Source organism: Eggerthella guodeyinii (genome assembly GCF_009834925.2).
Classification (GTDB): Bacteria; Actinomycetota; Coriobacteriia; order Coriobacteriales; family Eggerthellaceae; genus Eggerthella; species Eggerthella guodeyinii.
Map to the genome: position 1 here is coordinate 4,087,701 of NZ_CP063310.1, position 19,283 is coordinate 4,106,983.

At 65.2% G+C, this 19,283-nt stretch carries 17 protein-coding genes and 1 tRNA gene; 3 read left to right on the forward strand and 15 right to left on the reverse strand.

Annotated features, from left to right (window positions below; all coding sequences use genetic code 11):
- The first annotated feature begins 22 nt into the window (after positions 1-22).
- Both pknB and GS424_RS17470 read left to right on the forward strand, forming a co-directional pair.
- Complete coding sequence (pknB, locus tag GS424_RS17465; RefSeq protein ID WP_244977737.1) at positions 23-2,005, forward strand: Stk1 family PASTA domain-containing Ser/Thr kinase; 1,983 nt, start codon at positions 23-25, stop codon at positions 2,003-2,005.
- A gap of 95 nt (positions 2,006-2,100) precedes the next feature.
- Positions 2,101-2,176: transfer RNA gene (locus GS424_RS17470), tRNA-Arg, on the forward strand.
- 84 nt (positions 2,177-2,260) lie between these two features.
- Here GS424_RS17470 and GS424_RS17475 read toward each other — a convergent pair.
- From GS424_RS17475 to GS424_RS17545, 15 genes are all read right to left on the reverse strand, one after another.
- A complete protein-coding gene (locus GS424_RS17475; RefSeq protein ID WP_160940878.1) occupies positions 2,261-3,577 on the reverse strand; it encodes a histidine kinase in 1,317 nt (438 codons plus the stop codon).
- 49 nt (positions 3,578-3,626) lie between these two features.
- The gene (locus tag GS424_RS17480; RefSeq protein ID WP_160940877.1) at positions 3,627-4,493 is read right to left on the reverse strand and encodes a sulfite exporter TauE/SafE family protein; all 867 of its coding nucleotides are present in this window, start codon (positions 4,491-4,493) and stop codon (positions 3,627-3,629) included.
- Positions 4,494-4,497: 4 nt separating this feature from the next.
- On the reverse strand, positions 4,498-5,805 hold the full coding sequence (locus GS424_RS17485; protein WP_160940876.1) for a glycosyltransferase family 2 protein: 1,308 nt from the start codon (positions 5,803-5,805) through the stop codon (positions 4,498-4,500).
- 112 nt (positions 5,806-5,917) lie between these two features.
- On the reverse strand, positions 5,918-6,361 hold the full coding sequence (locus GS424_RS17490) for an NUDIX hydrolase (RefSeq protein WP_160940875.1): 444 nt from the start codon (positions 6,359-6,361) through the stop codon (positions 5,918-5,920).
- 8 nt (positions 6,362-6,369) lie between these two features.
- Positions 6,370-6,948 (reverse strand): QueT transporter family protein, encoded by a 579-nt coding sequence (locus tag GS424_RS17495; RefSeq protein ID WP_160940874.1) that lies wholly within the window; start codon positions 6,946-6,948, stop codon positions 6,370-6,372.
- A 201-nt stretch (positions 6,949-7,149) separates the two neighbouring features.
- Entirely contained in the window at positions 7,150-7,839 is a 690-nt protein-coding gene (locus GS424_RS17500; protein ID WP_160940873.1) for a ferric reductase-like transmembrane domain-containing protein, read from the reverse strand.
- Complete coding sequence (locus GS424_RS17505) at positions 7,836-8,522, reverse strand: TorD/DmsD family molecular chaperone (RefSeq protein WP_160940872.1); 687 nt, start codon at positions 8,520-8,522, stop codon at positions 7,836-7,838. Before GS424_RS17505 ends, GS424_RS17500 begins: the two co-directional genes overlap by 4 nt.
- Positions 8,523-8,605: 83 nt before the next feature.
- Positions 8,606-9,226, reverse strand: a complete 621-nt coding sequence (locus GS424_RS17510) for a 4Fe-4S dicluster domain-containing protein (protein ID WP_154332561.1) — start codon at positions 9,224-9,226, stop codon at positions 8,606-8,608.
- A gap of 9 nt (positions 9,227-9,235) precedes the next feature.
- On the reverse strand, positions 9,236-11,680 hold the full coding sequence (locus tag GS424_RS17515) for a molybdopterin-dependent oxidoreductase (protein WP_160940871.1): 2,445 nt from the start codon (positions 11,678-11,680) through the stop codon (positions 9,236-9,238).
- Between the two features lie 210 nt (positions 11,681-11,890).
- Positions 11,891-12,607, reverse strand: coding sequence for a response regulator transcription factor (locus GS424_RS17520; protein ID WP_101720995.1), 717 nt, complete (start codon positions 12,605-12,607; stop codon positions 11,891-11,893).
- Positions 12,600-14,288 (reverse strand): ATP-binding protein, encoded by a 1,689-nt coding sequence (locus GS424_RS17525; RefSeq protein ID WP_160940870.1) that lies wholly within the window; start codon positions 14,286-14,288, stop codon positions 12,600-12,602. The genes GS424_RS17520 and GS424_RS17525 overlap by 8 nt, the downstream gene beginning before the upstream one ends.
- A gap of 78 nt (positions 14,289-14,366) precedes the next feature.
- Entirely contained in the window at positions 14,367-15,368 is a 1,002-nt protein-coding gene (gene rsgA / locus GS424_RS17530) for a ribosome small subunit-dependent GTPase A (RefSeq protein WP_160940869.1), read from the reverse strand.
- A gap of 34 nt (positions 15,369-15,402) precedes the next feature.
- Positions 15,403-16,002, reverse strand: coding sequence for a hydrolase (locus GS424_RS17535; protein WP_160940868.1), 600 nt, complete (start codon positions 16,000-16,002; stop codon positions 15,403-15,405).
- A complete protein-coding gene (locus GS424_RS17540) occupies positions 15,999-17,519 on the reverse strand; it encodes a TrkH family potassium uptake protein (RefSeq protein WP_160940867.1) in 1,521 nt (506 codons plus the stop codon). Before GS424_RS17540 ends, GS424_RS17535 begins: the two co-directional genes overlap by 4 nt.
- Entirely contained in the window at positions 17,519-17,656 is a 138-nt protein-coding gene (locus tag GS424_RS17545) for a hypothetical protein (RefSeq protein ID WP_186938950.1), read from the reverse strand. Before GS424_RS17545 ends, GS424_RS17540 begins: the two co-directional genes overlap by 1 nt.
- Before the next feature lie 239 nt (positions 17,657-17,895).
- Here GS424_RS17545 and GS424_RS17550 point away from each other — a divergent pair, with 239 nt between their 5' ends.
- The gene (locus GS424_RS17550) at positions 17,896-19,278 is read left to right on the forward strand and encodes a purine-cytosine permease family protein (RefSeq protein ID WP_160940866.1); all 1,383 of its coding nucleotides are present in this window, start codon (positions 17,896-17,898) and stop codon (positions 19,276-19,278) included.
- The last annotated feature ends 5 nt before the right edge of the window (positions 19,279-19,283 follow it).

A 19,283-nucleotide genomic window follows, 5' to 3' on the forward strand; every position in this document is an offset into this window, starting at 1 on the left:
GAGCTAAAACGTGACCGGAAACATGATAGGCAGGGTGTTCAACAACCGCTACCAGATCACCGAGCGCATCGGTATCGGCGGTATGGCGGAGGTGTACCGCGCGCAGGACAACGTGCTCGGTCGCCTGGTCGCCGTGAAGGTCATGCTGCCGCAATACGCCGCCGACCCTAACTTCACCCAGCGCTTCAAGCAGGAAGCCGCCGCCGCGGCCAACCTGCAGAGCCCCTACATCGTGAACGTGTACGACTGGGGCCAGGACGAGGGCACCTATTACATCGTCATGGAGTTCGTGCGCGGCTCCGACCTCAAAACCGCCATCATCGAGCGCGGCGCCATCAACCAGCGCAAGGTCGCCGAAATCGGCGCGCAGGTGTGCCAGGCGCTTTCCGTGGCTCACGGCCTCGACATCATCCACCGCGACATCAAGCCGCAGAACATCATGGTGCAGCCCGACGGCAACGTGAAGGTCATGGACTTCGGCATCGCGCGCGCGAAGAACTCCGTCATGACCCAGACCTCCTCGGTGCTGGGCACGGCTCACTACATCTCCCCCGAACAGGCGCAGGGCAAGGACCTCACGGCCACGAGCGACATCTACTCGCTGGGCATCGTGCTGTACGAGTCGGCCACGGGTCGCCTGCCGTTCGACGGCCCCGACGCCGTGAGCGTGGCCATGAAGCAGGTCAACGACCTGCCCGTGCCGCCGCGCGAGATCAACCCCGACATCGACCCGTCGCTCGAGGCCATCATCATGAAGGCCATCGCGAAGAACCCGGCCGAACGCTTCGCCACCGCGAAGGACATGCGCCTCGCGCTGAACGACTACCTGGCCGGCCGCCCCGTCAACCTGGGCGAAGGCTTCACCAGCGCCGAGACCGTGGTCATGGGTGGCGTGGTGCCCCCCGTCGGCGTGGCCGACGGCACGGCCGTCATGCCCGCGATGGGCGGCGTCAACCCGGCGTCCCCCACCTCCGCGCAGCGTTCCTACAACGCGAACAACACGAGCGGCAAGAAGAACAACAAGAAGACCATCGCCATCGTCATCGGCATCATCGCGGCGCTTGCCGTGGTGGGCGGCATCGCGTTCGCCCTCATGTCGGGCGGCGGCGATGACAAAGACAAGATCGCGGTTCCCAGCGTGGTGGGCCAGACGGTGGACGAGGCCACGGCCGCCATCGAGGAAGCCGGCTTCGAGCTGGGCAAGGTGGAAGAGTCGTTCGACGACAAGGTTGAGTCCGGCAAGGTGATCAGCCAGGATCCGAAGGGCGACAGCAAGCAGGCCAAGGGCACCAAGATCAACCTCACCGTGTCGAAGGGCACGCAGGAGATCACCGTGCCCGACCTCACGGGCAAGACCGCCGAAGAGGCGCAGAAAGCACTCACGGTGAGCGGTCTGAAGTACGCCAAGGGCGCTGCCGAGTATTCCGACTCCGTGGAGAAAGACCACGTGGTACGCCAGGACATCGCCGCAGGCACAGCCGTCGCCAAGGACACCGTGGTGACGTACTACCTGTCGCTCGGCTCCGAGGGCACCGAAGTGCCGAACGTCGTGGGCAAGCGTGAAGGCGCAGCCACCACCGAGCTCAACAACGCCGGCTTCTACGTGAACGCCGACTATGCGCCAAGCGACACGGTGGAGTCGGGCCTCGTTATCAGCCAGAGCCCTGCAGCGGGCGAGAAGCTCAAGGACGGCGAGTCCGTGAACATCGTGGTCAGCACCGGCAAGACGAAGTCCACGTTCTCCGTCAGCGTGTACGGAAACGGCGGCGGCTCGGTGACGACGAGCGCCAGCTCGGTGACCGAAGGCGACAGCGTCGTCATCACCATCACGCCGAACAGCGGCTACGAAGTGGCTTCAGTGAGCGGCCTGGACGATTGGTCGAAGACGGGCGGCACGTACACGCTGCCGAACGTGAAGAGCAACATCAGCATCAGCGTCACCTTCCAGGAGGTCAAACCGACCCCCACGCCCGATCCGGAACCGACGGACGACAAGAAGAGCTAGCAACCTGCAAGCGATGCGCCGGAAGGCGCATCGCTTTTTTCTGCGTTGCGCAAGTTCGCCGACGCACACACGATTAATGCTACAATAACCAACGCGCCTCCGTAGCTCAGGGGACAGAGCACCGCTCTCCTAAAGCGGGTGCCGGCGGTTCGAATCCGCCCGGGGGCACCATCCGAACATGAAAACGGCGCCACGTGGGCGCCGTTTTTCTCAGGTGGGTGCCGTTTTTCCTCGTAGCGTGCCGTCTTTCGCAGGCTATTGGTACTCTCGGCGCGCGCCTTCCTTCAGCACGAGAATCACGCAGGTTCCGCGTCCCAGCTCGCTGTCCACGTCCATGTGCGTGCCGGGCCCGAAGTAGCCGCAGATGCGATCGTGCACGTTCTTCACCGCGATGCCCAAACCGCTCGACGACTCGGGATGCAGGATGTTGCAGCGCGCCTCCTCGGTCATGCCCACGCCGTTGTCGCACACGCGCACGATCACGTCGTCGCCCACCACTTCGCCCGTCACCTCGATGGTCAGCTTGCCCTCGGACGGCATGGCGTGACGCACGGCGTTCTCCACGAGCGGCTGCAGCAAAAACGGCGGCACCAGCATGTCCTCCACGCGCGGGTCCACGCGCATCTCCATCTCCACGCGATCGGAGCCGAAGCGCGCCACCTCGAACGTGAAGTAGCGCTTCGTCTGCTCCATCTCGCGCGCGAACACGATCAGGTCGGCCGAGTCCTCGAGCGTGCGGCGGTAGAACACGGCGAACTCGCGCAGCAACTTGCGCGCCGTCTCGGGGTCGGTGCGGATGAGCGAGGCGATGGTGTTGATGGTGTTGAACAGGAAGTGCGGGTTGATCTGGCTCTGGAGCATCTTGAGCTCCATGCGCGTGGCCAGCTGGGTTTGCTCTTCCAGCGCCGATGCCGCCATCTGCGTGGACAGCAGCTTGCCGAAGCCCTCGGCGATGGACTTCTGCGTCTCGCTGATGTGCTTCGCGCGGCGATAGTAGAACTTGAGCGTGCCCTCCACGTTGCGGCCCACCACGAGCGGCACGATGATGGCGGCTTTGATGTTCGACGACTCGCGCGGGAAGCCGATGTCCTCCGGCGTGAACAGGATGCGCAGCTTGCCGTCCGCGAGGGTGGCGTGCGTGGCATGCGTGCGGATGATGCTGCCCGACGGGTTCTGCGCCTCCTCGAAGCCCGCGTACCCGAGGATCTGGTCCTTGTCGGTGATGGCCACGGCGATGGCGGCGGTGGATGGCAGCAGCAGCCCGCAGATCTTCTGGGCGGCCGTGCGATCCATGCCCTCGTTCATGCAGGCCAGCGTTTGGCTCGCGAGCTTCAACATGGAGTCCGACTGACGCGCGCGCACCGAATCGGGGTCCATGATGAGGCGGATGACCACCACGATGGACAGCGTGAACACCACGCCCGCGCACACCATGATGGCCAGGTTGCGGTACGGCATCGCGATGGACCACAGCAGCACGAGGCCCGAAAGCGCCGTCACCGTGAACATGAACATCTCGAGCGTGAAAAAGCGCGGCAGCGCCGACTTCGAGTCTCTCGTCTCTTCCTGCATGGTACCTCCCGCGTCGCTCAACCGTGCCCAAGCAGCGCGCTTGGGACCATCAGCCCAGTATACCGAATTCGTTGAGCACGAGTATGATGGCGGCCACAATCAGGAAGCCGCCGAAGACGAAGCGCAAGGCCAGCTCGGGAACCACGCGCACGAGACGCGCGCCGATGACCGCGCCGGGGATGGACCCCACGACGATGGCGATGCCCGCCGTGTAGTTGATGTTGCCCAGCAAGGCCTGCTCGATGACGCCGGGGATGGCGAGGATCATCACCGCGATCAGCGACGTGCCGGACGCCTGACGCATCTCGATGCCGATGAGCGACAGCATGAGCGGCACCATGATGAACCCGCCGCCCACGCCGACGTAGCCGGAAGCCACGCCCGCGCCCAGACCGATGGCCACGCCGATCAGCAGCTGCTTGCGCGTGAGCTTGCGCGGCTCCGGGTCGGCCGCGGCAGCGGCGGAAATGGGATCGGCATCATCCGCGACGGCTTCCGCCGACGCGCCCGCCCCCTCCTGCTGAGCGCGCTTCTGCGCCCGCAGCTTGAACGCCTTGCTCAGCATCTTCACGGCCGACCAGCCGATGATGATCGCAGCCGCCACCATGATGAGCCATGCCGGCGAGATCTGCGCGAGCCACACGCCCAGCGGCGAGGTGAGCGCGCCGCCGAGGCCGGCGGCCACGCCGAGCGACACGATACACGTCTTGTGGCGGATGTGGGATGCCGCGCCCGAGATGGACGTGGGGATGATGGCGAACAGCGACGTAGCCGTGGACATGACCGGGCTCATGCCGAACACCAGGCGGAAGATAGGGACCATCACCGTGCCGCCGCCGATGCCCAGCAGCCCCGACATGATGCCGATCACCACGCCGACGAGAGCCGGCAGCACGAACAAGGTGAGCACGTCCATCCCGCTACTCCGCGACGTTCAGGCGAATTTCGCTCGTCACGCCCGGGTCGATGCCGGCTGCCGCAACCGCCGCCTGCGCTGCCACGAGGCGCTCGGCGCCGTTGCCCGCGCTCGCCTGACGCTGCGCCGCCGACTGCATGAGCGCCGTGCGCAGGATCTGGTCGTTCTCCATGCGCGCCATGAGCTCGGGCCACACGAACTGGAACTCGAAGTACTTCGAGCAGTTGCGCTGGGCGTACGTCGTGGCCTCGCCGGTGGCCGCCTTCGCCGCCTTGCGATAGGCCTTTTTGTCGGGGCGCGCGAGGCTGCGCAAAAACGCCGTCATGCGGATGCGCTTCGTGATGCCGGCCTCGAGGAACGGGCCGGGGTACGGCTCGAGCGAAGAGGGCTTCACCTGCAGCAGGTCGATCTGCGTGCGGCTGTACTCCATCTTGCGGTACTCGTACAGCCAGCGGAAGATGTCCTGGCGGAAGCGCGTGCCCTCGCTCTCGGTCTCGGGAGGAAGGTGGCGCAGGCTCCACTGGTTGTCGAACCAGATGTCCGAGCCGTACATGCGCAGGTCAAGCATATAGTCCAGGTCCTCGCCGCGCGCGATCCACGGGTCGAAAGACAGGCGCTTGAACGCCTCTTTGTGCAGGGCCAGGCAGCCGCCGCACGTGTGGTTCGAGCGCGAGAGCCGCGGGCCGCGCATGGCCTTGGAAATCCACTTGTTGAAGGCCTTGCCCTGCTGCCAGAAGTGGTTGTACCACTTGTCCTGGCTCTTCGACAGGTACGAGCCCTCGGAGTTGAAATAGAAGCCGGTCTTGGCCAGGATGGGGATGCCCTTCTTCGTGAGCTTGCCCAAGCCGTACATGGCCTTCTGCAGGAAGTCGGCGTCGTCCACCACCTCGTCGTCGTCGAGGAACACCACGGAGTCGAAGCCCAGCACGTCGGCCATCACGAGGCCCAGGTTGCGCACCGCGCCGTAACCGGACAGGCCGATTTCCTTCTGCAGCTTGCCCAAGCCCAGCTGCTCCATGCGCTGCTGGATGAGCGCCAGCTCGGGTGCGCCGATGACCACGCTGTTCAGCGAGGGGAAGCGCGAGACGATGCCCTGAACCTTCTCGGCCGCCTGGTTCTCGATCGACGGCTCGCTGACCACGAGCACGATGATCTGCCCGGCGCCGCGCACCTTCTGCAGCGACGTCAGCAAGCGCGGAAGCTCGCCCGGCTGCGAGATGGGGGTTGCGTGATCGTAGGTCGTGAGCACGCTGCCGCCCTCTTTGCGACGGCGCGCAGACACGAAGGTGGGGATCACAATAACTGGGTTCATGCACGTCCTTCATTCGGGTACAACTGCGCGGGCTTGGCCCAACCCCATATTGTAGCGATATATACCCCCAGGTCCCCCCAATTCACCGAATCAGTGAAGCCAAGCGGGAAGGTCAACATCTGCCGCCGAGCAGACGCTCGTGCAATTCCCCCAGCGCCGCCCTATTGCTCCCCCAAGCCAACACACCGAGCGCACGCTCGTACGGAAGCCATGCGGCATCGACGTGCTCGGACGAAAGCTCGATGCTCGCGTCGCACGCAAGCGCCCCGAAGCAGTACTCCGGTATCGTGCGCACGTCCTCTCCCCAGATCAACGAGCCGGTCACGCTTGCAACGGGGAGGTAGGCAACCGAATCGAGCCGGCACAGCTCACGCGTTTCCATGCCGGTCTCCTCGGTCAATTCGCGCGCGGCAGCCTGTTCGGGAGTCTCGTCCGCCTCGCCCCCGCCGGCAACGCCTTGCCAAGCCCCATCGTCCGCCCGCTTCAGCACCGCGTACAGCGGTCGCCCCGCTTCGATGCGGTACGGAAACACCAGCACTTGAAAGGGCGCGCGCACGTTCTCTCCTAGTGCTCGCTGTGGACCGGGACTTGCTTCACCACGTTGAAGCGCTTGAGGGCGGAGAGCAGCGGGAGCCCCAGAACGTACATGACCAGGGCCTCGCCCAAACCGGTAGCCACCACGCCGAACAGGTACATGGGCAGATACAACCCGTCGAGCGCGATGGACGTGAACGGGATGGTGTAGTAGCCCAGGCCTTGCAGCAGGATGGGCAGGTAGGCGGGCACGATGAGGGCGTTCGCGATCACGGGGCCCAGCAGCGCGAGCTTCGGACGCGCGCGCATCTTCCAACACCACAGCGCGCCGAGGAACGTGGCCAGGCTGCCGAACACCACGTCGAGCATCCCGAGCGCGCCCGTGCCGTTGATGGCCAGCGCCATGAGGTTCGCGATGATGCAGCCGATGGTGAGCCCGGGCACGGCCGCCGGGGTGAGCACCGCCAGCACGCACACGGCCTCGGAGATGCGGAACTGCACCGGCCCCCAGGCCAAACCTTGCAGCGCGATCAGCGCGATGAGGGTGGCCGCCGCGTACACGGCCGCGATCATGCCCGCTTGGGCGACGTACGTCGTCTTCTTGTTCATGGATATGCTCCTGTTCTCCACGCGGCGCGAAGCCGCGGGCTTTGGGCAGCTAGTAATCCGCGAGTGCAGGGCCCAACGATGCAAACGCGGAGCCGACGTCGGAAGCAAGCGTGAGTTCGCCCCAACGAAGGCCGAAAGGAAGTATAGCAGATGGCGCACCGCGGATGTTTCACGTGAAACATCCGCGGTGCGTCCGGGAGCCTAGGCCGTCGCTTCCACGGGGACGGGGCGCCGATCCACCAGCGCGCGGCGGATGCGCAGGGCGGCGTAGCCGAGGAACACGACCGAGTACACGGCAACGCTCATCTGCGCAGGCGCGCCGCCGCGCAGGGCGGAAGGCAGCAGCATGAGCAGCAGATGCACGTACACGAGGCCCCAGAACGGGTAGGCCAGCAGCTGCACGCGCTTCCACGTCTCCTTCTTCATGCGCTTCTTCACGAAGTTGAACGAGGTCACCCCCAAGACGATGAGCAGCGCGAACAGCGCGAGGGCCACCACCAGCGCCACGGCCACGTTCGCTTGCGGCAGGCCGGAGGACAGGCTGGTCGCATACGAGGACAGGTAGATGGCCATGTGCCCCAGCGACAGCAGCCACGCCATGATGGAGAGCTCGGCGCGGATGGGGCGCAGGTACGACGCCACGCGCGGATGGGGCGCGAACACCCCGATGTACATGACGACGGCGAACAGCGCCGTGGCCAACGTGCACTTGTGCAGCAGCACGAACAGCACGTCGTACGCCCACGAGGGCAGCCCCGTGAACGACCCCACCACGAACAGCACGTCGAGCGCGACGGCCAGCGCGTAGAACGCCATCGGGCACGCCTTGATGGGGCGCTTGCACGCGAACGCGAACGCCGTCGCTCCCACGAGAACCGCGATCGCCGTCATGAGCGCACCCCCATCGCCGCCAACCCGAGCGCGGCGAACGCCGCGTAGGGACCATCCCCCGCAAGCTCCTGCGTGCGCCGCATGAACGCCGGCAACCACGCCAGGGCGTGCTCGTCCTCGAACGCGCGCAGGCGCTCCGTCCAGCCGGCCACGGCCGTGGTCGCGGCCTCCGCATCGTCGTCGCTCAGCGCGTCGGCGAGCTTCGCATACAGGTAGGAGAGGAACTCGAACTCCTCGAACACGCTGTCGCACGGCTCTTTGCGAGCGTTCTTCGCCACGACGCCCGCCTCGCGCATGCAGCGCTCGACGTCCATCGTCACCGGCGTGCGGAACAGGGACGGTATGCCCGACAGCCCGCGTTCCACGTGCAGAAACGCGCTTTCGTACGGCTGCACCGGCGTATGCCCGCCCGGAGCGAGGTACAGGTGCGAGTACGCTATCCGCATCGCGGACAGCACGTCGGCCGCCGACGCGCCGCGCCATGCGCCCAACGCGTCGCCCACGGCGTGGACCTCGTCCTCGGCAACGCCCGCATCGAGCAGGCAGGCGCGCGCGTCTTCGGCGATCAGCCCGTCCACCAGCCCGTTCGCCACACGCTCGTCAGGGTAGGCGAACAGGCACGACAGCAACTCGTACCCGTCGGCCTTTCCCACCGCCTGCCTCACTGCTTCTTCTCGCCCCATGAGTCCCCCTCGTTCCAGCGATCCGGCGAAGAAGCGGGACGGCAGTCGCTGCAAACCGCCGCCCCGCATCATGTCGTGTCTTATTACTGCAAGTAGTATACACTCGGCTTCGTGCCGGCTTCCTCCTGAAGGAACATCGTCTCGCGACCCTCGATGGCCTTCGACACGGCCGACTCGGGATCGTCGAGGTCGCCCCAGTAGCGCGCGCGACCCGGGCACAGCTGCATGCACGCCGGTACCTCGTCGCGGTCGATGAGGTTCTTGCAGAACGTGCACTTCTCCACCGTGCCGCCCTTGTGCGGCGGCGCGTCGTACTCGCCCACCATGACCTCGAGGTAGTACTCGGGGCTTTTGATGAGCGTGCGCACGCCCTCGTACGGGCACGCCTTGATGCACGATTCGCATCCGATGCACAGCTCGCTGTCCACCGACACGATGCCGGTTTCCTCGTCCTTGGTCGTCGCGCCCGTCGGGCACACGTCCAAGCACGCCGGGTTCTCGCAATGCTGGCATTGCACCGGTAGGAAGCTCATGGTGTTGGCGCCGTATTCGCCCGCGGCGGTGTCCATGCTGTCGCCGCCGACGGTGCGCACGCGGTTGAAATGCACGTTCTTGGGCAGGTTGTTCGCCATCTTGCACGCGGTCGCGCACGTGTGGCATCCGATGCAACGGGCCAAGTCGATGGCCATTCCATAGTGTGTCATAGTATCCCCCTACAGCTTCTCGATGGCGACGGTGCAGTCGAAGTACGCCTGGTTCGAGCAGAACGGATTGCCTTCCTTGGTGAACAGCTCGGTGAAGCTGCCCTCGATGAACTCCTTGGCTTCCCAGCCCTTCGGGCACGTCGCCATGCCCTCCGGCAAACCGGGGTTGATCTGGGCCGTCAGCACCACGGAACCCAGCTCGTTGTACGCCCGCACGCGGTCGCCCGTCGCGATGCCGTACGTCGCGGCGTCGGCGGGGCTCAGCTTGATGAAGGGTTCCGTGTCGATCTCCTTGAGCATGGTCGCCTCGAACCACTGGGTGTGGGTGCGGAAGCGGCTGTGCTCCGAAAGCAGCTGGATGGGATACGTCTCGCGACGCGCCTCGTCGCCCACCTGCAGCGCCGGCTCCCAGTACGCCAGATGCTCTTTGGCCAGGTCCCAACCCTCGGTGTAGGGGTTGCTGCCCACCGGGTTCTCCACGTACAGCTCAGCCAGCTTGCTGGTGGTGGCGAACACGCCGCCCTCGCCGTACACGTACGCCTCGCCCTCTTTGCCCGCCTGGCGCACGGCCTTCTTCTCGCGCAGCGTGGCCAGGTCGGCGCCCATGGCCTGCGCCTGCTTCGTCTGGAACACCTGCTCGATGTACTCTTCGGTCGTGATCTTGAACAGGTCGCCGCAGCCGACGCGATCCGCCAAGTCGTTGAAGATGTCGATGTCGGCACGGCTCTCGAACGCGGGCTCGATGGCCTTCTCCTGCAACAGCGCGAAGGGATGCGTCGCGTACGACACGAACACGTCCTCCTTCTCGAACCAGTGCGCCACGGGAAGCACGATGTCGCAGTAGCGCATGGTGTCGGTCATCAGCATGTCGGCGCCCACGAGGAACTCGCAGCGGTTCATCCAGCTGAGCGTGTCGTTGCGGTCGGCCATGTTGGTGACGGCGTTCGTGTGGCTGAACATGGCCATCTTGAGGTTGAACGGCTGGCCTGCGTACTCGCCCTCGTCGAACGCCTTGGTCAGGAACGGCGCGTTGTACTTCGCCGCCTGGCCCGGAGCGCCTTCCGGCGAGGCGAGCACCGCGTTGCCCAGGCCCGAGCCGAGGCATTCCTGGAAGCCGCAGAACGCGCCCGCCTTGCCCACGTTGCCCGTGAGGATGGCCAGCGTGCCCACGCATCCTTGGCTCCAGTGCCCGTTCCAGTAATGGTCGAGGCCGAAGAACGTGTAGATGCTCGCCGGCGTGTTGCGGGCATACTGCTCGGCCACGTCCTTGATGAGGTCTTCGGACACGCCGGAGATCTCGGCGGCCTTGCTCACCGGATACTCGGCGATGCGGTCGAGCAGCAGCTGGTAGGCGGTGGACACCTTGATGCCCTCGACCTCGAACGAGCCTTCCAGTTCGGGGTCGGCTACCTCTCCCACGAGGCCCGGCGTGCCGTCCTTGCCCATGACCAGGGACGTTGCAGCGTTCTTCGCGTCGTCGGCCGACGGCTGCGAGCCGTCGAGATCCGCCTGGCGCAGGAACTTGCCGTCGGACTCCTTCACCAGGCAAGCCGCCACGCTGTGCTCGCGTAGGAAATCGAGGTCCTGCCAGCCCTGCTCGACGATGTAGCTCATCATGCCCAGCGCCAGAGCGCCGTCGGTACCGGGCTTCACCGGCACCCACTCGTCGCAACGCGCAGCCGTCTGGCTGAACATCGGATCGATGGCGATGAGCTTCGTGCCGTTGTCGCGCGCCTCCATGAGGAAGTGCATGTTCTGGATCTGGCTGATGGCCGGGTTCGCACCCCAGATGAGGATGGTCTTGGCGTTCATCATGTCGGCCGGCTCGTTGCCCGTGGAGTAGTAGCCCATGCCCAGCAGGCGGCTCGTCGCGAAGTTCGCGGCCGCGTCAACCGTCTGGTTGAGGTACGCGATACCCGAGGCCGCCAGGAAGCGGCTGGTCACGCCACCCGTGGACATGCCGTTCACCAGGCCGTAGTTGCCGGAGCCCGTGAACAGGCCCACCGATGCGGGGCCGAACTCCTTCACGTAGCCGTTCCACTTCTCGGCGATCTCGTCGAGAGCCTCGTCCCAGCTGATGCGCTCCCACTCGTCGGCGCCGCGCTCGCCGGAGCGGCGCAGCGGGTACTTCAAGCGCTCGTCGCTGTAGATGCGGTGCGGATGGCTGAGGCCCTTCATGCAGATGCGGTTGTACTGCGGATCGGGCATCTCGCGCATGGACGTGCGCACCACCTGGCCGTCACGCACGTGCACGTTGAGGAAGCAGCCGCCGGCGCAGTTGCCGCGGCAGACGCCGGAGAAGATTTGCGTCTCGGGAGCCTCCTGCTTCGCGTCGGTTTCCTCGAGGTTCTTGGTTTGGGGGCTGCAACCCACCAGCGCGCCCGCTGCCGTCAGCGCCGCCGCACCCTTGATGAAACTCCTGCGGGTGAAACCATGCGTCGAATGATCAGCCATGTGTTCTCCTCTCGTTCACTCCTCCGGCCGTCAAGGCCTCTCCGTTGCTCGCGCCTCGCGGAAGGATGGGAGGGGAGGACCTTCCGCGAAGAGCGAGCTGAAAAGCCCCGTTTCCCCCTGGCTCTTCACTGCATCTCACTGTACGGAACGAACGGGATTATTGCGATAAATCGGATATAAGTTTTGGGTTAAAAAGTTGTTAACCGGATATTAACGATGCAGGTCATCGGCCATTTTGTAGCCGACCCGCTGGACGGTGAGCAGGTACTTGGGCTCGGAGGGGTTCTCCTCGATCTTCTCGCGGATCTTGCGCACGAACACGGTGATGTTGTTCGTGGGCTTGCAGTCGGCGTCGGACTCGCCCCAGATGTACTCCTGGATCTGGCTGCGCGTGAACACCTTGCCGGGATGCGCCGCCAAAAACGCCACGATCTCGAACTCCTTCGTGGTGAGCGCCACCGGCTTGCCCTTCACGCGCACCTCGTACTCGCCGAACCGCACCTCCAAGTCGCCGATGCGGGCCACGCCCTCGCGGTTGCGGCAGCGGGCGAAGTCGATGGTGTCCTTGTGGCGGCGGATGTTCGCCTCGATGCGCAGCAGCAGCTCGGTGGAGTCGAACGGCTTGGTGACGTAGTCGTCGCCGCCGGAGCGGAAGCCGATGCTCTTGTCCACGATGTCGCACTTCGCCGACAGGAAGATCACCGGGATGCGGCGGCCCTGCTCTCGGATGCGCGCGCAGAGGTCGAAGCCGTTCGTGCCCGGCAGCATCACGTCGAGCAGCAGCAGGTCGGGATGCTCCTCCGCCAGCACCTCCAGCCCGCGTTCCGCGTCTTTCGCGCCGCAGAACGCATAGCCGTTCGACACCAGCAGGTGCTCGATGGCTTGCTGCAGGTTGTCTTCGTCGTCGATGAGCATGACCTTATACATCGTCTTCTCCCTCTATCTCGTCCACGATCGAATCCTCCGGAATGGTGATGACGAACGTGCTGCCGGCACCCAGCTCGCTCGACACCGACACGGAGAATCCCTGCATGTCGCCGTACTCTCGCACGAGCGCCAGCCCCAGGCCGCTGCCGTTGTATTTGCGCGTGGACGTGCTGTCCACCTGCACGAACCGCTCGAAGATGCGCGCTTGGTCCTCGGGCGCGATGCCGATGCCGTCGTCCGCCATCGACAGCGTCACCGTCCGCGCGCCGGCGTCGTACGCCACGCGCAGCTCCACCGACCCGCCATCCGGCGTGAACTTGATGGCGTTGCTGGCCAGGTTCTCCAGCATGCGCGTGGTCTTCTCGTAGTCGCCGTTCACCAGGGGCACGTCCGACGTCACCTTCGTGCGGAACGTGACGTCGTACTTGCGCGCGAGCGGCGCCATGGTGGCCTTCACCGATGCCGCCACGTCGCCGAGATCCATCGGCTCGCAGGTGGCCTTCATGCTGCCGGCGTCCGAACGCGCGATGTCCAGCATGTTGTTGATCATGTTGAGCAGGATCTGGCTGTTCTTCTCGATTTCCTCCCACGAACGGCGATCGTGCTCGTTCGCCGGATCGCACGCCTCGCGCGAGATCTGCGCGAACGTGATGATGGACGTGAGCGGCGTGCGCAGCTCGTGGTTCACCATGCTCAGCAGGTCGGACTTGAACTGCGTCTCCTGCGCCAGGTCGGCGTTCAGCTGCTCCAGCTTGTCGCGCTGGCGCTCCAGCAACGCGTTCGCCTCGCGCAGGTCGACGGTGCGCTCCTGCACCTGCGACTCAAGGTGCTCGTACATGCCGCGCAGCTCGGCCGCCATATCGTTGAAGCCGACGACGAGGTGGCGCACCTCCTTGGCCGCGAAGCGCTGGCTGATCGACGCGCCCAGACGACCCTGCTTCAACTCGCCGAACGCCACGTGCATGCCGCCCAGGGGCCGCAGCACGAACACCGTGGTCACCACGTAAATGACCAGGCCGATGAACACGGTGATCATGAAGAAGTACGCCACATCGCGGATGACGTTGTCGCGCATGGCCCCCTGCTGCTGATCGAGGGGTATCACGATGCTGATGGCGCCGCCCACCGAGTCGAGGGTCCAGCCCTCCTTCTCGTGGTCGGTGATGTCGAGCTCGCCCACGGGATCGCCGTGGCATTCGAGGCAGCTGTTGTCCACCTCGAGCGCTTGCAGGTAGCGGAACCGATCCTCGCCCTGGTAGTCCGCGACCCCGTAGTACTCGGTCACCGAACGATCGGCGTAGAACGCGCCGAGCGCTTCCGATTCGAACTCGTCGGGGATGTCCTGCTCGCTGCGGGGATTGAAGTTCGTGTAGCGGATGGCGTAATCGCTGCCCGCAGAGAACAGCTTGCCGATGCTCTTGCCCACCACCGAGCAGTGCAAGCCCTTGAACTCGTACGTGCCATCCGAGGTGTAGTTGATGACGTTTTGCTGGTTGTCCATGAACTGCCACACCGCGTCCATTTCGCGCGCGAACGTGCGCGCCTCCTCCAGCATGGCTTGCTCGGTTTGCTTCTGCTGCGAATAGAGGTCGAATGCAACGAACGCGAAAAACGACACGGCGAACACCGCCGTCAACGCGGCCAGGTAGATGGTTTTCAGACTGAAAGCGTGTTTCCCCATGAGCGTCCCCCGCGCTGCGTGTCCGTCGTTATTCGCAGCGTGCAAGCACCGTAGCACAACACCCGGGAGAGCGCAAAATCACCGCTTCTTGCGGGCGCTTCCTTTGCGGGGGGCTTTGCCGCGGTCGGACGCCTTTTCGCCGCGCATGCGGCGCGCCTCTTCGCGGCGGACGCGCAAGTCCTTCGTCTCGCGGCGAAGTGCCTGATAGGACGCGAATCGCTCCTCGCTGATCTCGCCGGATTCAACGGCGGCGCGCACGGCGCACCCCGGCTCGTCCTCGTGGCCGCAGTCGCGGAAGCGGCACCGCTCGGCCACCTCCTCGATATCGGCGAACGCCGCGCCGATGCCGGTGTCGGCCTCCCACAGCCCCAGGCCGCGCACACCCGGCATGTCCATGATGAAGCCGCCGCCGGGGATGGCCACCATCTCGCGGCTCACCGTGGTGTGCCGGCCTTTGCCGTCGCGGTCGCGCACGGGAGTGGTTTCCTGCAACTCGTGGCCCACCAGCATGTTCACGAGGCTCGACTTCCCCACGCCGCTCTTGCCGATCAGCACGGCCGTCGTGTTCGGCGGCACGAGCGCGCGCACGGCCTCCACGCTGGACGGGTCGTCGGCCGACACGATGATGGTCTGCACGTCGGGGCCCGCCAGCGCGCGCACGCGGTCGCGCACCGCCGCCACCTCGGCATCGCTTTCGGCAAGGTCGGCCTTGGTCAGCACCACGGTCACCGCCGCGCCCGTCTCGTACGCCAGCACCAGCTCGCGCTCGAGGCGGCGCACGTTCACGTCGGACAGCGGCTGCGCTACGAACACGCGGTCGAAGTTCGCAGCCAGCACCTGCGGCAGCGCGCGCTCGGTGGGGTCTTTGCGCACGAAGGCGCGCGAGCGCGGCATGATGCTCTCGATGATGCCCTTGTCGTGCCCCTCAGGCACGGTCACCTCCACGAAGTCGCCGATCACGGCGCGCACTTCCTCGCCCTTCACCAGCGCGGTTGCGTGCTCGCAGCGCACGAACTCCCCTTCGTCGGTGCGCACGAGCGGATACCCGCGATCAAGCTTGACGACCTGGCCTCTACGCAAAAGCCCTCCTTCGTTGTCGCGGGGCGCCGCGCGCCTACCGCTGCCGTTCCCTCAACCAGTAAAACACCCCGAGCGACACGAGGCCGGCGATGACCGCCACGATGCCCGGCACGAACGCGCGGAAGTCGAACGTGTCGGGATGCTGCTCGCCCGGGGCCACCACGGTCACCGCTTCCGCATGCAGGTCGCTCAGACCTTCGTGGTCGGAGCACACCAGGTGGTACGTGCCCCGCACCTGCAGCGTAGTGCCCGTGGCGCCGTATTTGCCGAACGTGTCGATTTTCGCTGCCGACTCGTTGCTCATGTACACCGAGATCGTCGCGGAATCGTTCTGCGCGGAAAGCGTGATCCACTGGTGCCGCCCGGATACGCCCGCGCGGATGCTGTCGCCGATCACCTCGCCCGTCACTTGGACGGTCTGGTTGTCGTAGTACGAATCGGCGGTGCTCAGGTCGATGATGGACGTGTCGTAGATGAACGAGCTGTCGGGCAGCTGCTGGGTGTTCACCGCGTTGTCGCCCTCGGCCGGCTCGTCGGCGTGCGCCGCAACGGGAAGCGCCAGCGCCGCAAGCAGCAGGCACAGCACCGCGGCCAGGCGCGCGAGCGACGTCATGCGATGGCTTTCCGTCCTCATGCGTTCAACACCCGCCTTTTCGGATTGAGCGACACGACGATCTCCACCACGAGGGCGAGCAGCGTGACGAACTCGAGACGGCCGGCCCACATCTGCACGATGTAGAACAGCTCGAGCGTGGGGGACATGCCCGGAGCCGCGAGCCCCGACGACACGCCGCCGTTGCTGGTCATGGACACCGATTCGAAGATGGCCTGCGGCGCTTCGTAGCCGTGCGCGATGCCCACGAGCGTGCCCACCGCGTACGTGGCCACGTACAGCACGAACACGGTCATGGCTTCCTTCACGATTTCGGGCGACAGGATGCGCCGCCCCACGTGGTTGTAGGAAACCACGACGCGCGCGGTGTCGGGCGCGAGCGCCTCCTTGATGGTGGCGATGATCGACTTCATGATGATGCCCATGCGGCTGAATTTCAAACCGCCCGACGTGGACCCGCCGCTGCCGCCGACGGCCATGAGGATGGCCAGGACGAAGAACGCGCCCGACGAAAGCGCCGTGGTCAGCTCGTTGGTGGTGATGTTCTGGAAGCCGGTGGTGGAGAACGCCGAGATCACCATGAACAGCCCGCGCCGCAGCATGGCGGGCAGGCTGGAGAACTCGGGGCTGGCGCTGAGCGATGCCGCCAGCACGCACGTCATCACGGCCAGCCACAGCACCATCGTGCGAATCTCGAGGTCGCGGAAGAACACTTCCACGTGGCCTTTCCACACTTCCGAGTGCAGCACGAAGTTGATGGAGCCCAGCAGCATGAGCAGCATGAGCACGATCTCGAGCGGGAACGAATGGTAGTACATGACGCTTTGGCTCATCGGTGCGAAGCCGCCGGTGGTGAAGCCCGAGATGGCCAGCCACAGCGATTGGAGGAACGCGCGCAGCGGTTCCATGCCGAGGAACAGGCACACCGCCGTCAGGATGACCGTGGCGACGAAGATCATGCCCATGCCGATCTTCGCGATGAACTGCGTGGTCTGCACGACGTTCGGCACCACGTGCTCGCTGCGGCCCTCGGACATGTACAGGCTGGCGCCCGCACGCTTGCCGAAGAGGCCGAACGACAGCGCCACCACGATGAGGCCGAAACCGCCCAGCAGGTGCATCATGAAGCGCCACATGTTGTCGGCGTTCGACAGGTGGTCGAGGTCGACGATGACGCTGGCACCCGTGGTGGTCAGTCCCGACACGCCGTCGAACAGGGCATCGAGGTAGCTGAGGTAGTGCCCCGACAGGTACAGCGGGATGGACGCCACGAACGCGAGCACGATCCACGCGAAGCCCGTTACAGCGAGCGCCTGCTGCCGGTTGAGACGGCCCGGGTCGATGCGCAGGTAGCGCAGCGCCGAGCCGAGGATGAGCGAGATGCCGATGGTCAGCAGGTAGTGCGTCGCCGGCACCCACTCGCCGCACGCGATGGCCGTGACGAACGGCACCAGCAGCGCCAAGCTGGAGAACAGGATGAGCACGCCGAGGTAATGGCCGATGACCCGAACGTCGTACAGTGTGAACCGTTGCCACATTAACCCAGCACGATCCTCACCAGGATGATCAGCGTCCACAGCAGCAGCAGGAAGCATGCGAGCGACAACAGCACCACGCCGTAGCCCAGCAGCGGCGTTTCGATGATCTGTCGGATGTCCACGTTTCTTTTACGCATGCGGGTATTCTAGTACAAATGACCGCTGCGCGATACGCTGGGCAAAGCAACAGACACAATGACGATGACTTGGGAGCCCCGCGCGCTCGACCGCACACGGGCCGCGCGCAGGCCGTTCGACGCTCCCCCTAATAAAGTTTACACACGTAGCTACCGAAGCACACACGGGCAAGGTATAATCCCAGCATTCTTTTGATCACACGATCAAAAGTACGATGAGGGACGAGAAAGGGAAGATCATGGCTCCTGAAAACGACATCGACTACTCGTTGTCGCGCGTTCCTGATGAAGCGAAACAGCCGTTTTGGCGGATTCTTTTCATCAGGATCGGCGCGATCTGCTGCGTATCCCAGCTCATGCTGGGCGCGGCGCTCGGCTACGGCCTGACGTTCTGGGACGCGTTCCTGGCAACCATGCTCGGCTCGGTGCTGCTGCAGGTGGTCAGCTGGGCGCTCGGCACGGCGGCTGCGCGCGAAGGCCTGTCCACCAGCCTGCTGTCCCGCTGGGCCGGCTTCGGCAAGGTGGGCTCGGCGCTGTTCGGCGGCGTCGTCGCCATTTCCATGGTGGGCTGGTTCGGCGTGCAGAACGCGGTGTTCGGCCAGGGCATGGCCGAGATCGTCCCGTTCACGGACTTCATCGGCACCCAGGAGATCCTGCCGGGGGTCATGCCCGGCATCACGCCCGAGTACATCCTCTGGGCCGTCATCACGGGCCTCGGCATCACGCTGCTCGTGGTGTTCGGCATCAAGGCCATCGCGAACTTCGCCACGGTGTTCGTGCCGCTGTTCGTGATCGTGGTCGTGGTGGCCGCGGCCATCATCCTGCAGGACCACACCATCACCGAGCTTCTGACCACGGCGCCTCCGGGACCGGCGCTGACGCTGGGAGCGGCAACCACCATGGTAGCCGGCGGCTTCATCGCGGGCGCCATCTGCACGCCCGACTACGCGCGCTTCCTGAAGAACGGCACCCAGGTGTTCTGGATGACGCTCATCGGCACGTTCGTGGGCGAGCTGGGCATGAACCTGCTGGCCGTGCTGCTGGCGCACGCCATGGGCACCGAGAACATCGTCGACATCATGATGGGCACCTCGGGCATCATCGGCGTCATCATCGTGGTGGCTTCCACGGTGAAGCTCAACGACATCAACCTGTACTCGTCCAGCCTGGGCCTCGCCACCATGATCAACGCGCTGTTCAACAAGGCGCTCAGCCGCAACGGCCTCGTGTGGGCGCTCGGCATCGTGGGCACGCTGCTGTCCGTCATCGGCATCATCAACTACTTCACGAGCTTCCTCACGCTGCTCGGCGTGGCCATCCCGCCCGTCGCCGGCATCATGGTGGTGGACTACTTCATCCTGAAGCGCAGCCGCGCCACGCTCGACGCGTCCCGCGCCAAGGGCGAGCTGCCCGAGAAGGTGGAGAAGTGCAACCCCATCGCCATCATCTGCTGGATCGCCGGTTTCGCCGTGGGCGAGATCACCAGCATCATGAACATCGGCATCCCGGGCCTCAACTCGCTCATCCTGGCCGGCGTGCTGTACTGGGTCGTGATGAAGGTGTACGCGTCCATGAAGAAGACGGACACCGTCACGTTCTCTGAGACGGATCAGGTGCTGTAAGGAGG

Bases quoted from the DNA above. Each gene is read 5' to 3' on its own strand.
- GS424_RS17500 (WP_160940873.1), bottom strand. From the start codon at position 7,839: ATGACGGCGATCGCGGTTCTCGTGGGAGCGACGGCGTTCGCGTTCGCG.
- GS424_RS17510 (WP_154332561.1), bottom strand. From the start codon at position 9,226: ATGACACACTATGGAATGGCCATCGACTTGGCCCGTTGCATCGGATGC.
- GS424_RS17540 (WP_160940867.1), bottom strand. From the start codon at position 17,519: ATGTGGCAACGGTTCACACTGTACGACGTTCGGGTCATCGGCCATTAC.
- GS424_RS17475 (WP_160940878.1), bottom strand. From the start codon at position 3,577: ATGCAGGAAGAGACGAGAGACTCGAAGTCGGCGCTGCCGCGCTTTTTC.
- GS424_RS17520 (WP_101720995.1), bottom strand. From the start codon at position 12,607: ATGTATAAGGTCATGCTCATCGACGACGAAGACAACCTGCAGCAAGCC.
- GS424_RS17495 (WP_160940874.1), bottom strand. From the start codon at position 6,948: ATGAACAAGAAGACGACGTACGTCGCCCAAGCGGGCATGATCGCGGCC.
- GS424_RS17535 (WP_160940868.1), bottom strand. From the start codon at position 16,002: ATGAGGACGGAAAGCCATCGCATGACGTCGCTCGCGCGCCTGGCCGCG.
- GS424_RS17485 (WP_160940876.1), bottom strand. From the start codon at position 5,805: ATGAACCCAGTTATTGTGATCCCCACCTTCGTGTCTGCGCGCCGTCGC.
- GS424_RS17525 (WP_160940870.1), bottom strand. From the start codon at position 14,288: ATGGGGAAACACGCTTTCAGTCTGAAAACCATCTACCTGGCCGCGTTG.
- pknB (WP_244977737.1), top strand. From the start codon at position 23: ATGATAGGCAGGGTGTTCAACAACCGCTACCAGATCACCGAGCGCATC.
- GS424_RS17545 (WP_186938950.1), bottom strand. From the start codon at position 17,656: ATGCGTAAAAGAAACGTGGACATCCGACAGATCATCGAAACGCCGCTG.
- GS424_RS17480 (WP_160940877.1), bottom strand. From the start codon at position 4,493: ATGGACGTGCTCACCTTGTTCGTGCTGCCGGCTCTCGTCGGCGTGGTG.
- GS424_RS17550 (WP_160940866.1), top strand. From the start codon at position 17,896: ATGGCTCCTGAAAACGACATCGACTACTCGTTGTCGCGCGTTCCTGAT.
- GS424_RS17505 (WP_160940872.1), bottom strand. From the start codon at position 8,522: ATGGGGCGAGAAGAAGCAGTGAGGCAGGCGGTGGGAAAGGCCGACGGG.
- GS424_RS17515 (WP_160940871.1), bottom strand. From the start codon at position 11,680: ATGGCTGATCATTCGACGCATGGTTTCACCCGCAGGAGTTTCATCAAG.